At 65.0% G+C, this 13,854-nt stretch carries 15 protein-coding genes; 7 read left to right on the plus strand and 8 right to left on the minus strand.

Features of this window, described 5'->3' with window-relative positions; all coding sequences use genetic code 11:
- Positions 1–153: 153 nt before the first annotated feature.
- From OD750_RS04540 to OD750_RS04555, 4 genes are read left to right on the plus strand one after another with little or no spacing between them, the layout of a single operon-like run.
- Entirely contained in the window at positions 154–717 is a 564-nt protein-coding gene (locus OD750_RS04540) for a hypothetical protein (protein ID WP_263545108.1), read from the plus strand.
- On the plus strand, positions 714–1,757 hold the full coding sequence (locus OD750_RS04545; RefSeq protein WP_263545109.1) for a sensor histidine kinase: 1,044 nt from the start codon (positions 714–716) through the stop codon (positions 1,755–1,757). The genes OD750_RS04540 and OD750_RS04545 overlap by 4 nt, the downstream gene beginning before the upstream one ends.
- On the plus strand, positions 1,754–2,494 hold the full coding sequence (locus OD750_RS04550) for a LytR/AlgR family response regulator transcription factor (RefSeq protein WP_263545110.1): 741 nt from the start codon (positions 1,754–1,756) through the stop codon (positions 2,492–2,494). Before OD750_RS04545 ends, OD750_RS04550 begins: the two co-directional genes overlap by 4 nt.
- Before the next feature lie 50 nt (positions 2,495–2,544).
- The gene (locus OD750_RS04555; RefSeq protein WP_272841786.1) at positions 2,545–3,423 is read left to right on the plus strand and encodes a hypothetical protein; all 879 of its coding nucleotides are present in this window, start codon (positions 2,545–2,547) and stop codon (positions 3,421–3,423) included.
- A gap of 19 nt (positions 3,424–3,442) precedes the next feature.
- Here the strand turns inward: OD750_RS04555 and OD750_RS04560 are convergent, their stop codons facing one another.
- The 5 genes from OD750_RS04560 to OD750_RS04580 all read right to left on the minus strand — a co-directional run bounded on the left by OD750_RS04560 (position 3,443) and on the right by OD750_RS04580 (position 7,769).
- The gene (locus OD750_RS04560; RefSeq protein ID WP_263545112.1) at positions 3,443–6,070 is read right to left on the minus strand and encodes a serine/threonine-protein kinase; all 2,628 of its coding nucleotides are present in this window, start codon (positions 6,068–6,070) and stop codon (positions 3,443–3,445) included.
- Between the two features lie 221 nt (positions 6,071–6,291).
- Entirely contained in the window at positions 6,292–6,468 is a 177-nt protein-coding gene (locus OD750_RS04565; RefSeq protein WP_263545113.1) for a hypothetical protein, read from the minus strand.
- Positions 6,469–6,645: 177 nt separating this feature from the next.
- Positions 6,646–6,876: a hypothetical protein gene (locus tag OD750_RS04570; RefSeq protein WP_263545114.1), complete on the minus strand. Its 231-nt coding sequence runs from the start codon at positions 6,874–6,876 to the stop codon at positions 6,646–6,648.
- An 81-nt stretch (positions 6,877–6,957) separates the two neighbouring features.
- On the minus strand, positions 6,958–7,362 hold the full coding sequence (locus OD750_RS04575; RefSeq protein WP_263545115.1) for a hypothetical protein: 405 nt from the start codon (positions 7,360–7,362) through the stop codon (positions 6,958–6,960).
- An 86-nt stretch (positions 7,363–7,448) separates the two neighbouring features.
- Positions 7,449–7,769, minus strand: coding sequence for a hypothetical protein (locus OD750_RS04580; RefSeq protein WP_263545116.1), 321 nt, complete (start codon positions 7,767–7,769; stop codon positions 7,449–7,451).
- 423 nt (positions 7,770–8,192) lie between these two features.
- Here OD750_RS04580 and OD750_RS04585 point away from each other — a divergent pair, with 423 nt between their 5' ends.
- A complete protein-coding gene (locus OD750_RS04585; RefSeq protein WP_263545117.1) occupies positions 8,193–8,693 on the plus strand; it encodes a hypothetical protein in 501 nt (166 codons plus the stop codon).
- Between the two features lie 57 nt (positions 8,694–8,750).
- Positions 8,751–9,272: a hypothetical protein gene (locus OD750_RS04590; RefSeq protein WP_263545118.1), complete on the plus strand. Its 522-nt coding sequence runs from the start codon at positions 8,751–8,753 to the stop codon at positions 9,270–9,272.
- A gap of 148 nt (positions 9,273–9,420) precedes the next feature.
- Here the strand turns inward: OD750_RS04590 and OD750_RS04595 are convergent, their stop codons facing one another.
- The gene (locus OD750_RS04595) at positions 9,421–9,942 is read right to left on the minus strand and encodes an EF-hand domain-containing protein (protein WP_263545119.1); all 522 of its coding nucleotides are present in this window, start codon (positions 9,940–9,942) and stop codon (positions 9,421–9,423) included.
- A 642-nt stretch (positions 9,943–10,584) separates the two neighbouring features.
- Here OD750_RS04595 and OD750_RS04600 point away from each other — a divergent pair.
- Entirely contained in the window at positions 10,585–10,803 is a 219-nt protein-coding gene (locus tag OD750_RS04600; protein ID WP_263545120.1) for a SymE family type I addiction module toxin, read from the plus strand.
- A gap of 686 nt (positions 10,804–11,489) precedes the next feature.
- On the opposite strand, the gene OD750_RS04605 is transcribed toward OD750_RS04600, so the two are convergent.
- Positions 11,490–11,708, minus strand: a complete 219-nt coding sequence (locus OD750_RS04605) for a SymE family type I addiction module toxin (RefSeq protein WP_263543094.1) — start codon at positions 11,706–11,708, stop codon at positions 11,490–11,492.
- Between the two features lie 353 nt (positions 11,709–12,061).
- Complete coding sequence (locus OD750_RS04610) at positions 12,062–13,780, minus strand: AIPR family protein (protein WP_263543095.1); 1,719 nt, start codon at positions 13,778–13,780, stop codon at positions 12,062–12,064.
- Between the last annotated feature and the right edge of the window lie 74 nt (positions 13,781–13,854).

A 13,854-nucleotide genomic window follows, 5' to 3' on the forward strand; every position in this document is an offset into this window, starting at 1 on the left:
GGATGACGAGCGAGGGAAGCGAGCATCAGCCTAAGCCCCGCCGCACACCCCCGCGCGCCATTCGCACCCCCCATGCGACCATTCGGCGAAACCGCGCGGCACGCCGCAACGCCGCTGGCATCCTCGCGCCGTCACCCTCGACGGAGCGCCCGCATGCGCCGCCTCTTCGCATTCCTGCTGTGCCTGTTCGCCCCGCTCGCCGCCTGCGCGCAGTCGCCCGCGCCCACGAACGCGCCCGCCAATGGTTTCGACTTCCTGATCGGCGAATGGTCGCTCGACGTGCGCGTGAAGGTGTCGGGCCTCGCCGCGTGGATCCACGGCACGCCGAAGCTCACCGGCACGCTGCGCGCCTGGCGCACCGCCGACGGCATCGACGACGAGCTGCGCATCGTGGACGCCTCGGGCAATCCGCGCTCGACGACGCGCTCGCGCCGCACGTTCGACGCGGCGACCGCGCGCTGGAGCATCGCGAGCCTCGACCCCTATGATGCGCGCGACGGCGCCGCGAGCGCCCGGCTGGAGGACGGCGAGATGCGCGTGGAAGGCAGCTATCGGAAGGGCGACGCGCGAACGCTGACGCGAACGCGCTACTACGCGATCGCGCCCGATGCGTTCCGCCTGCGCCAGGATCGCTCGACCGACGACGGCGCGACCTGGGACGAAGGCGCGTTCGAATACGACGCGAAGCGCATCGCGCCGGCGGCGGCGCCGCGTTGAACGAGCTGCCGCGCGGCTGGGTGTGGCTGCACCTCGCGGTCGCGTGGCTGCCGATGTGGGCGCTGTTCACCGCGCTCATCATGAGCGCGCACGATCTTCCGGTCGTACCCGCGGCGATCGGCTCGCTGCGCATGATCGTGCCGGGTGCCGCGCTCGGCATCGCCGTCTACCGCTTCACACTGCGCACGCCGTGGCCGCATCCGTTCCGCCTGCGTTTTCTCGGCCTGCATCTGGTCGCGGCGCTCGTCTATTCCGGCGTGTGGTTCGCGCTCGTCGTCGCGATCGACAGCCTCGTCGCGCACCACGTGACGCTGAGCGGCCCCGGCCCCGCCGCGTTCCTGATCGTCGGCGTGTGGCTCTACCTCGTCGTCGCCGGCGTCGCCTACGCGAACCGCGCCGCGCAGCGCGCGGCACAGCTCGAAGCGTACGCCGCGCGCGGGCAGCTCGCGCAATTGCGCGCGCAGCTGCATCCGCATTTTTTGTTCAACACGCTGCATACGATCGTGCATCTCATTCCCACCGCGCCGCGCGACGCGTCGCGCGCCGCCGAAAAACTCGCCGACGCGCTGCGCGCCGTGATCGAGGAAGACCGCGACGTCGTGCCGCTCGCCGACGAACTCGCGTTCGTCGAGCGCTACCTCGACATCGAACGCGTGCGCTTCGGCGACCGGTTGCGCGTCGATCGCGACATCGACGCCGCCGCGCTGCCCGCGCTCGTGCCGTCGTTCGCCGCGCAGACGCTCGTCGAAAACGCCGTGCGCCACGGCGCCGCGCCGAACGTCGGCGCGACGACGATTCGCATCCTTGCGCGTGCGACGAAGACGACGCTGACGCTCGACGTGTACGACGACGGCGCCGGCGCGCACCCCGACGACGTCGCGAACGCGAGCGGCACCGGCATCCGGCGTCTGCGCGAACGCCTGCGCTGGACGTTCGGCGAACGCGCGCGCCTCGATGTTGCCGGCGCGCCGGGCGCGGGCTTTCGCGCGACGCTCGTGCTGCCGCTCGTCGTCGACGCCGATGCGTTGGAGCGCGCGTGAACGACGCGCGCGTCACCGCGCTCGTCGCCGACGACGAAGCCGTCGCGCGTGCGGGTCTTTCGCGCCTGCTCGACGAGATCGACTGGCTGCGAGTGATCGGCGAGGCGGCGAACGGCATCGATGCCGCGAACGCGATCGACGTGTTGAAACCCGACCTCGTTTTTCTCGACATCCAGATGCCGGGCCTGCTCGGCACCGACGTGCTGCGGCGCGTGCGCCACCGGCCGCACGTCGTGTTCACGACCGCGTACGCGCAGCACGCCGTGACCGCGTTCGAACTCGGCGCGCTCGACTATCTGTTGAAGCCGTTCGGCGAGGAACGCCTCGGCGCGACGCTCGAGCGCGTGCGCGCGGCGTTCGGCGAACCGCACACGGCGTTCGACCGCCTCGGCGAAGCGCTCGGCCGGGCGCCGATGACGCGCTTGTTCGTGCGCAACGGCCGCGCGATCGCGCCGCTCGCGGTGAGCGCGATCGTGCGCTTTGAAGCGGTCGGCGACTACATCGCCGTGCACGCCGGCGGCGCGCCGCATCTCGTGCACCTGTCGCTCGGCCAGCTCGAAGAACGCCTCGATCCGTCGCGTTTTTTGCGCATTCATCGCGCGCATCTCGTCAATCTCGACCACGTCGCCGCGTTTCGCCGCGGCGCCGACGGACAGGTGCGCGCCGAACTGCGCGACGGCACGCAGCTGCCGGTCAGCCGCGCGAAAGCGCGCGAGCTGCGCGATCTGGCCCGATAGCGTCAAGGCCGTCGACCCGACGTGGCCCTGTTTTTCGCCGAATTGCGATAATGACGGGTTGCGGCAATCGGCCGCAGCTTCAGGGGAAGCAAATGCATCGTTCTTTGATGGGCATGTTCTTGTTCACGGCACTGGCCGCGTCGCAGCTCGCGCAGGCGGCCGACTATTGCGACGTCAGCCTGGACGATTGGTCCGGGAGCGGAATCGAGTGTCACCAGTCGCGGGCGTCGCTGGCAGCGCCGCCGACGGACGGCGGGCCGGCGGGTCAGCGCGTTCCGGGCCTGCCGAACTACGCCGATCTCGACCTGTCGCCGTATCAGGCGGGCCGGTTCTCGCAGCTGCGGTTCGAGCTCGACTTCGAATGGCTCGGCCTGCAGCCGCCAAGCGACAATACGCGCTACGACTACACCCGCATCGACGTGCTGGAGTTCGGCGTCAGGTCGGAAAGCTTTTTGCCCGGCGAACCCGTGGACTATCGCGTGCTGGTCGTGAGCATGGTGCGTCCGTTCGGTTCCAATGCGTATACGCTGGAGTTCTCGTGGCGCGATCCGGCGGCTGCCGACGCGATCAATACCACCGGCGAAGTGAACGCGGCGGTGGCGCAGCTCAACGGCACGGAAAGCAAGATCACGGTGCAGATCGACCCGCTCGTCGACGAGAGCGACTGGTCGAGCCTGAACCTCCGGGTCTGGGCCCGGCAACCGGGCGTCGACCCGGTCTCGAACGTCGGCTTGCTGCCCGGCAGCGACGATCGCTACGTCGAGCCGGTCTACGACAACCCGGCAGGCTTCGTCATGCCCGAGAGGCCGCTGCTGTCGCTCGTGCGCCCATGGAACCTGCGCAGCGGCGTGATCGGCGGCGACATCCGCCGCGCAGGCATGCGGACGGATTTCATTTTCTACCTGCCGTACGTCGATCAGGGCGAGTGAGCCGCGCAGGCGCGGCGCGTCAGCGGCCTTTGCATTCGTTCAGGCGCTGCGCCTGCGGCAGCTCCCTGGCGACGCGGTCGGTCACGGCGATCGCCGCGTCGAGCCGTTCGCGCGCGCCCGGCCGGCCGAGCGCGAGCGCGACGCAGGCCAGTTCGCCGCGCGTCAGCGCGATGTCGATGCCGCGCGGCGCGGCGATCGCCTCGAACGCGGGCAGCGCGAGTTCGAGCGCGGCCCGGGCTTCGGCGTAGCGGCCGGCATCGCGTAGCGCCGATCCGAGCACGAGCCGGTAGTTCGCCAGATTGACGTGGCCCGGCGGCAGCAGCTTGACCGAGACGTCGACCGCGCGCGCGAAATGCGCGCGCGCGGCTTCGGGCTTCTTCAACCGCAGCAGCAGCAGCAGGCCGACGTTGTAGTGCGCCGCCGCAGCCTGCGCGCTGTCGTCGCCGAACACGGCGCGCCGCACCGCGAGCACGCCTTCGAACAGCGACAGCGCCCGGTCGTATTCGCCCTGCGCCTGAACGATCGTCGCGAGCGTGTTCATCGCGTTGGCCGTCTGCGTCGCGCGTTCGCCGTAGATCTTGCGGTAGAGATCCAGCGCCTCGGCGGCGTACGTCTCGGCGCGCGCGTAGTCGCGTTTGTTGCGCGCGATCAGCGCAAGACCGTTGAGCGTCTCGCCGACGATGGGGTCGTCCGGCGCGAAGCGCTGCCGTTCGCGCGGCAGGTTGTCGAGCATCACGCGCTCGGCTTCGTCGACGTCGCCCAGCACGCGCAGGTTGCCGGCGATCCGCGACGCGAGCCGCAGCGTGCGGACGTCGTCGGGTCCGGCCGCAGCCGACTGCAGCGCGAGCGCCTCGCGCCACAGCGGCAGCGATTCTTTCGGCCGCGCAAGCCCGTTGAGTGCCGTGGCCCGGACGCCGAGCAGCGCGATACGCGCGTCGCCGTCCGGTGCGAGCGCCTGCGCGCGGTCGGCCAGCTTCATCGCCTCGTCGTACCGCGTGCGCCGGGTCTCGATCGTCGCGAGCTGGATCAGACTTGCCGCACGTTCGGCGTCCGATGCCGGCGGCGCCGCTTCGCGCAAGTCCGACGCCTCGTGCGCCGCCGCCTCGGCGCCGTCCATGTCGTCGAGCGCGAGCGCCGCTTCGGCGATCGCGGCGAGCAGTGCGGCCTTGAGCGGCGGCTGTTCGCCGAGCGCGCCGCGCAACTGCTCGCGACCGCGCTGCAGGAGTTCGCGCGCCGTCACGTCGCGTCCGCGCGCCTGCTCGGGCATCGACGATTTGAACAGGCCGATCATGAAGTCGGTCACCTGCTGGGCGCGCGCGCGTTCGAACTGTGCCTGACGCTCGCGCTGCTGCGCCACGTCGCGTTCGTGCGCCAGCCGTTCGTTCTGCCGCAGCGTGACCGCCGCGAAACCGACGATCAGCGCCAGAATTGCCGAAGTGAACAATGCGGCAAGCGCGTTGCGCAGCAGGAACCGCGCGGCGCGATAGCCGCGTTCACCGCGCCGCGCGTCGACCGGCTGCAGTGCGAGATGACGCGCGACGTCGGCGTCGAGCTGTTCGACCGATGCGTAGCGTTGCTGCGGCGATTTTTGCAGCGCGCGTGCCGCGATCGCGTCGATGTCGCCGCGCACGCGGCGTCGCAGCGCGGCGGCGGACAGTCCGCCGCGGCGTTTCGCCGCGTCGTCGTCGATCGCATCGCCCGGCAGCAGCGGCGGGTCTTCGAGCACCTGGCGCCGCAGCGCGGTCAGATCGCCGGGCGCGGCCTCGAACGGCAGCCTGCCGCCGGCGAGTTCGCACAGCAGCACGCCGAGCGCGTACACGTCGGTCGCGACGCCGCCCGATTGCCCGAGAAACTGTTCCGGCGCGGCCGACTGCGGCGACAGAAACCGGCTCTCGCCGGTCGCCGCGTCGGCATCGAGCGTCGTGGCGATGCCGAAGTCGAGCAGCTTCGGCAGGCCACCCTCGGTCATGAGGATGTTGGCGCTCTTGAGGTCGCAGTGAACGATCAGGTTCGCATGCGCGTACTGCACCGCGGCGCACACCTCGCGAAACAGCGCAAGGCGCGCGGCGAGCGGCAGCGCGCGGCGGTCGCAGTACGCGACGAGCGGCTCGCCGCGCACGTATTCCATCGCGAAATACGGAATGCCCGACGCGTCTTCGCCGGCATCGATGAGGCGCGCGATGTTCGGATGTTCGAGCGCCGCGAGCAGGCGGCGTTCGCGCGCGAGACGCGCCGACGCCTCGGCGTCGAGATGGCCGTGCGCGACGAGCTTGAGCGCCACGCGCTGCGACACCGTGCCGTCGTCGCGTTCGGCGAGATACACGACGCCCATGCCGCCGCGGCCGATTTCCTCGACGACCGCGAACGCGCCGAAGCGCTGCCCCGGCTTCACCTCGGGCATCAGCCGGACGATCGCCTCGCCGAAGCTGCGCGCGAACGGATCGTTCTGCGTATCGGGCAGCGCGTCGCTCGCCGCGAGCAGCGCGTCGACCGCGCGGCGCAGCGCGGCATCGTCGCCGCAGCGCGCGTCGAGCAGCGCGGCGCGCTCGGCGGCGGGCAGCGCGACGGCGGCGTCGAACAGCTCGCGCGCGCGCCACCACAGCGCGGTGCTCGTGGAAGAGAGGGAAGGGGCGGGCGGTGTCGACATCGGCGGCTCGGCGGTGCGCGTGCGGCCGTGAGGCGGGCCGGCTCGGGGTGGCGCAGATTTAGCGAACGCGTCGGTGGATTGCAAGGTTCGGTACGGGCGCCGCTCGTGCGTCGCAATTTGTGCGGATTCGCCGTGCCGCCGGGCAAAAACGCGAACGGCGCGGGGTTCCGCGCCGTTCGCCGGTCACGCCGCGTGGCGCCGGCGTCGATCGCGGCCGGGCGCTACAACCCTCGCACGCGGCAGGCGACGAGCAGGAGGCCGAAGCCGACGATCCACGACCACGTGGCCGCCGGCTGCGGCACGCGCACGACGCCGAACTGCGCCACGAGCGCGACGATGAACAGAACGAGACAGATGATCCAGACGATCAAGGTAGGTGCGTTGCCGACATTGCGCATGGTGTTCCCCTGTGGAATGGACAGCGACGACCGTCGCGGCGGCGATGCCGCAAACGGGACAATGCGATAAGCGCGGCGCGTGCCTGACGGCCCCCTGCGCCGCGTCGGATGGTCTGCCTGCCGCTCGACCCTGTCAATTCGCGCCGCGACATGATCGACCGGCCGCGCCCGGCGAGTTCAGTCGATGATCCACAATGAGAAAATATCGTTGGTATCGGCGATCGTATTGTTCGTCAGCGCCTCGAGCGTGATCGTGTGCGGGCCGGGGCCGAGGTCGACCGGGAAACTCGCCGGCAGCGCCAGATGCTGGCTCACGTTGTTGAAAAACAGCGGCACGTCGCCGAGCAGGTTGCCGTCGAGGTAGACGTTGACGCCGGCGAAGCCGGGGCTGTTGCTCCGGGCTTTCATTCGATTCTCCGTCGATGGCCGATCGCGATGCAGGGTCGGATTCGATCGAGCGCAAACCGGGCCGCGAAAAGCTCGCGGTTGTCACTTGTCCCAATTGCCCTCACGCTCGACGATTTCGATACCGCCGATCGCGCGAACGGCGCTTTCGAGTGCCCTGGCGAGTTTGAGCGTTTCGGCGTCTTCGGGCTGGCCGGTCAGGCGTGCCCACAGGCCCCGTTTCGACGCGATGCTGGCCGTCCACAACGCCTCGCGCGGAACCTTGCTGGGTACGGTGACAAATACGGTGATGACCGGCCCTTTCGGCCGTGCCGAAACCTGGATGTCCCATAGCGGCGACAGGTCGACCACCTTGACGTGGGCGTAGCCGACCTTGCGCAGTTCCGCGGCGATATCTTCCGCGAGCGGTCGGCCGGGCAGCACGTCGCCGTTGCCCGCATCGACGTCGGCGGGGTGCTTCGCCGATCGCAGCGTCAGTTCGTAGTCCACGAGCACCTCGTTGATATATCCCGCACCGCAGTCTTGTCGACGGCGTCGCGGCATTCAAGAGGGTGCGTCGTGAGCGATCGTTCGGCTCAGTCCTCGCGCCAGACCACGACGTAGTCGCTGTCGTCGGCCGCGTCGAGCTGCGCGCGCCATTCGCGACGTGCGCCGGGCAGGCGCTCGACGATCGTGTCCATCGCCGCGTCGAATCCGGCGAATCCGGCGTCGAGCCCGAGCACGTGCCCCGACTGGTGCTCGACGTCGATGCGCACCGACTGGTGCGTCACGTAGTCGACCCGGTACGCGACGATGCCGACGATTTCGCTCCACGGCATCCACATGCGCCGGCCGTCGTGCAGATGAACCCAGACTTCGCGCGCATTCGCGCCGGTCGTCGTCGTTGCGTCGGACATGGCGTTCTCTCGTCGAGCGATGCGTCGCCATTGTCGAGCGGCGAGGCGACGGCGCGGGATCGTCGAGCGAGCGTTGCGGATACGACGGTTGCGGATTCGCTGAGATCGGCGCGGTCGCCAAGGCGCATGACGGACAAGATCCGGCCTTGGCGGAGCCCTGTCGTCGATCGCCATCCCGACGAGCCAGCAACCAGCATCCCAATCGCGCAATCAGTCCGGTCGCGAGTATTCATACGACGTTCCAGCCGAGGGAGGAGGCACCCAGAGGATGTCCGTCCAGCAGCAAACCATGGATAGTAGTCACCCGGGGCAACCACACTGGGAGGCTGGCGCAGTAAAAACGGACCCTGCTACGGGCGCGGCGCGAACAAACAAGCATGGTCGTCCGATGTTGAAGAACGGGAAATCCAAGGTTGACTACTAATGACGTCCGAATCTCTCGCACAAAAACTGCGGCGCAACCTCCATCTAAAGGAGTATCTCGCCGAACTGGGCGCGCTGACGGGAAGAACAGTTTACGAGCGCGAGCTGAGCGGCATCGAAGAAGTTGTCGCAACACGTGAAGCGGCACAAAAGTTTCGTATCCAGCAGTCTGATCGTGTCGAAATTCCATTCTCGGGCAGGCGTTCGGAGCGGTTTGACGCGTTCGTTCGACAATTGTACGAAGCAAATCCGCGTCGGGTTTCGATATGGACCCCCCGGACGATCGATTGCGGAATGATCTTCGCGCCGTCCATCGCATCTATAAATTTCGATTTCGATTTTTCGATCAACGATGACGGAATCATCTCGTTCTTGACAGAAGATATTGCCGATTATCTCTTGCTTGAATTCTCGGAGTCGAGCGACGGTGGAAAAATTCTTCAAGTCGAGACTGGCGGGGCTCATTGGTCGCCGGTCGCCTTCGAAGAGTCCAATTTATGACCGAAATTCTACTTGGCATCCAGTGGTCGATGCTGCGCCGCTGACCGGAAGGCAGTCTTGGCGATGGAAGCCATGACTGAGCGAAGATCGCGATTATTGAAAGAGCGGGAACTCGCTCGGCTTCGCGATGTTCATGGCACACGGCTGGTGTCGCTGCTCTCGCAGGGCTTGCGAATGCCGTTTTCGTTGGATGACTTCCGTCTTGGCATTTCACCGCCCTGGACTGCATTCTGGTCGGGAAGAACCGAGGACACGCCCGGCCTGGTGGCTGCATATATCGACAGGGGCACCGCGATTCGGCTGCTATCGTGCATGGAGAGAAGCGAAATAGAAAAGAGGGGGTGTCTGGGGATTCTGAACAACGAATATATTGGTATTTGTGAGGTGTCGGAAATCAACCTGGTCGATCTGTTGAGTGCTGCCGACTTGACCAACGAGTCCGTTGCTTTTTATCCCGCCGATGCCGAAGGCGCGATCATCGTGGATTGTTATCGAAGTGGAGCCGGCGAACCGTACAGCGTTCTGGTCCAGGGGCCGGATATGACGGTGAGCCTGCGAAATTGTTTCCGGCTGAAATGACCGCATGCGTTCGAGTCTGGCTCGAATCTCCGAAGAGAAGTGACGTAGCGGGCGACAACGGAACAGCGGGCGCTGATCGGGTGCTCGGAACCCGGCAAAGCAAAGCCCCGCCGTAGCGGGGCCTTGTTGACGTAGCACGGGCGATACGTCAGCGCTGCGCCGTTGCCTTCGGCGCGTCGGCGAGGCTGCGGTCGACCTCGCCCGGTTCGATCTTGCCGTTGCCGTTCGTGTCGGCCTTCTTGAAGCCTTCGCGGACCTGCTTCTGCGTCATGCCTTTCTTCGCCGTCTTCGCCCACGCCTGCGTTTCGGCGAGCGAGACCGTGCCGTTGTGGTTCTTGTCGATCGTGTCGAACTTCGCGCGCCACGCCTCCGCCTCGGACTGTGCGGGCGGCGCGGCGCTCGTCGCGCGCAGCGCTTCGGTCAGCGCGTTGCCGGTGAGCGTGCCGCAGCTCGGGTCGCCATTGCCGCCGGAGGGCGGCCGGCGGCAGCCGCCGTCGCAATTGCCGCAGAACACGTTGCACGGGCCGTAGCCGCAGCATGGCGTGCCGCTCGTGCAGTCGGCGCAGTAGCCCCACGCGTTGGCCTCGCACTGCGCCGCTGCATTGCCCGGCGCGAACAGAAATACCGCGGCGATCCAAGCGATCGCGCGGAGGTAGCGTTGCAGGTTCATGAGTCATCCCCCCAGGAGTTGTCGTCTGATGCCGTCCCGCGCGGCATCGCCGTTGCCGGTCGTTCGCCGCCATCGCGGCCGGTCGGCAATGGTGCCTATCGGAATTTGCTGGGGGAGACTGTCAGCGGGGTGGGGCAGGCATTCGCACGCCCTCCCGTTGGTCAAGAACGGCGTACCCCTTCGCTGCGCGAGTCCCTGCTGTCGCCTTTGCCCTGCTGCGCTCTCGCTCGTCATCCCAGCGAAAGCTGGGATCCAGCCCTTGTTTTCGACGCCTAAAAGCTGGATTCCAGCTTTCGCTGGAATGACGAGCTGTTGCGTGGCCTGTCGACAGAGCCGTCATACCGGCGGAGGCCGGTATCCAGCTTCTATGCCTCGTACGAAGCCAAAGCTCGCAGCGTGTCGGTCAATACCGTTGTTCGCTGCGGTCGTCGCAGTGTAGCCCCGTGCTCGGTTCGTCAAGGACTGCGCAAGTTCGCTGCGCGAATCCTTGACGAACCTGCGCGCGGGGCTCTGAAAGGTCGCCCGCAGCGACCAATCGCCGAAAGCTACAAAGCAAGAAGCGGTGATCGCTCGGGCAAGCGCGAACGGCGCGGCACCACCCGCGCCGTTCGCTAACCAAAACCCACTGAAAGGAAGTGGATCATGGCCAAGCCCAAGCCTACCGCAGCCCATCCCATACGCATGAGCCTGCACGTCTCGGCGCTGTACTACCCGCCGCTCGCCCACAAGCCCTACGCCGACGCCCGCTACGTGCCCTACATCCGCCTGCGCGGCCACTGGCTCGCCGCCGCCGGCTTCTCGCCCGCCGACACGCTCGACGTCGTCGTCACGCCCGGCAAGATCGTCATCACGCGCGTCTAGCGCCACCGCACCGGCAGCCCCGTTCGCGGGGCTGCCTGCGCGTGCGTCTTCCGCACGCCGCAACACCAAACGTCGCCGTATCTCGGCGTGTTTCGCCGCCAAAACCTTGCGTTGAGCGGCTATCACATTCCGTTGAGTGAAAATCAGCGATCGTCGAGCAGTCGATCACGCACCCTCGGCTGACAATCAGTCACGCGCGGGTAATCGCCGGTCGACCGCCGCCAGATGCTGCATGACGCGTCGGGTGATTTTTGCCGGGCGTCGGGAAGTTTTCACTCACGCGCCATTGCCGACCGCTCGCGCGCCGCCGCGCCGCGCTCACGGCCGGGTGATGCGCCACGCAATGGAAAGTGAAAATCACGCAGCGATGACTGCTGGTCGGTCAACGCTGTTTTTCGACGCGAAAAGGCTTGCCGGGCGACGCGAAAAGGTTGGCCGGGTAGCGGCAGGACATCGTACGGGGGCGGAAGCCTTGGATCGACGGATGGCGGCAGAGGCTGTGCGGTGGGCATCGGTCTCGAACCGTTCGCTTGTCCTGTCCGTGCCGAACGGGTCGGAGACCGATGCGCGGGGCGCGATAGCTGCCAACGCGACGTGCGACACGATCGTTCGCTCGTCGCCTGCGATCGAAGGCATCGATGCGCCGAAAAGACGCCGGCCGCGCGAGGCGGCCGGCGGTACGGCGGCTAGGCGCGGGTCAGGACGATGCGGCCCGACTCGACGCGAACGGCGAGGCGGTCGTGCGGCGAGAAGCCGGCCGCGGACAGCCAGAGGCCGCGCAGGCGGATATACGGAACGAGACGCGGCGGGGCGTACAACGCGCGGTCGAGGGCGGGGTAGCAGAGCGTACTGACGTGAATGTGCTTCGGTGCGGCGGCGGGTGCCGTAAGCTTGCGCTTGGTCATAATCCACCTGTGGAGTAAGTGGGTTGTGATTAGCGAACGGCGTGGTTGCTGCCGCGCCGTTCGCGCTTACCCAAGCGGCGCTTTTTGCTTTCAGCTATTGATCTGAAGCTTTCGAGCGATTGGTCGCTGTGGGCGACCTTTCAGAGCACCGAGCGGAGGCCTGTCAAGGATTCGCGTAGCGAACTTGCGCAGTCCTTGACAGGCCGAGCACGGTGCTAGCCTGGGACGACCGCAGCGAGCAATTTCTATTGCGGCATGAGAACTGTTTCGCTCTCACCCTGTGTTGAAGTTCGGTATGTCCAGGAGGTATGCCAAATAATTCTAGAGACACTCGCCATCTGATAAAGAATGAGTCAAGACACTCCAACGGTTTGCAGCTTTGCGAGCTTCCACGTTGAAACCTTTGTCATGCGCAGGGCTAAAATTCTTTTGAGCTTGTCAAGGAATGGCTTCGCACGAAGGACATTTCTCGGGCTCGCTGCTGCGTCATCTGTAGTTACGATATTTACGGCTATTTCGGAATATAGTTCCATCGCTTTTTTTGCATATTTGACAATGGAGTTTCTAAATTCCTCCCCGTCCATCCGTTTCAGATTCAGCTTGCTAAGGTCTGAGCCGGATTGTTCAACAATGGTATTGGCGACAAAGATGCCCCAGGGTGTTCCGTGAATTCCCAGTATGGCTTTCATGGTCGGATCAATAGTGGCATCACATGCTTCAAGAAGGGCGGCGCGTTCTAGTTCAACTTCCTGCGCCAGCAGCCAAGCAAGCAGCACTCTTTCGGGCTTCAGGCCGCGTGGGAAGATCGTCTTGTATGATCGATCGAAGAGCTCGGCTTTCTTGGCGACAGCTTCAAGAACTGTGTCTTCTGACATGGCTGCGAGATATTGAGTAATTCTGTCTAGATCGATTCTCTTTGGGTTCTTAAGAACTTTGGCGCCCTCTTGTTTTGGAGCGTAAGAATATCCAATTGCGGAGAATGCACTTCTTAGGCCTTCTTGAATGGGGTCGAGCAGTCTAACTGCAGATAGTTTCACTGGGTTCTGCGTATTGTTGAATCTGACTATGTCGGTTAGTAGTGCCTTCTTGGCGCCTACGACGCGAACGAGCACTTGAGCTAGCCCGGCATCCTTCATTGCGTCAATTGCACGTGAAAGACTTACTGTGGTTTGACAGCCATTTACGACCGAAAAGCGACGGATGAGGTAGGTCGTGTCGGATACCCACTCAAAGCTATCGGCTACGATTGTTATGCCGTTGTTGAGCGCCCAAAAGTCACCAGGCCTCGCTTGAGCAGTTTCAACTATTTTTTCGTTAATGCCGCCCTTTCGTTGTCCAATAAAAAGTCGAACGTTGCCCTCAAAAAGACGGTTCTGATACGTGCTGTGCAGTCGGGCTAGTTCAAACGCTGAAACAGCGCCGACAATAGCTTGGCCAAAGCTGCCTTTGACTTCTGCGACAGCTCCGCTGAACGAAATTTGGTCTTCCGGGACATTTCGATCTGCGGCTCGAGCAATAAGAAACTTGTCATAAAGCGATTCTTGTGTTTCGTAGAAGAACGTTGATTCGGAGCCGTAGGTTTTCGATCGAACTGTTGCTTCCCGTTGCCGCGCAATTTGATCTGACCTAGCCGCAAGTGTAACCAAGCCAAAAACCAACGAGTAACCGCTGGGTGTCACCTCTACGAGCCGTTCGTAGATATCGGTTCGGCCCGCGTGTTTGAAGGATATTGGGTCCTTAACATTCGCTACGGCGGCAATAAGAGCATTCCATTTCTTAATGCCAGCGCTTCTTTCCGCTCGATCAGATACGTATCCCTGCAAAACATATATGATCTCTTGGTCGTCATCGACGTGGATGAAATCACATCCGCCGTCTTCGGGGCCATCGACTGACGCAGCGTCAATAGCTTCGTCTTCGTCTATTCCCAGTAAGGCTGTGGCGTACCAAGCAGCAATGGCGCGGTCGCGAGTTATGCCGCTACGCTTTGCTATTGCGTCGATCGCTACGAGTAGCTCCTTTCGAGGATCGCTCCCAATGGGTTTTTCTGAGGTGAGAGAGGCAGTGGTCATTTCGATTCTATCCTCATCTGCTGGCGAAGAAATTCACGGCTGTTGGTCTTGGGTTCTAGGGTCGCACGCGCCGT

This window comes from Tahibacter soli (assembly GCF_025717065.2).
GTDB classification, from domain to species: Bacteria; Pseudomonadota; Gammaproteobacteria; order Xanthomonadales; family Rhodanobacteraceae; genus Tahibacter; species Tahibacter soli.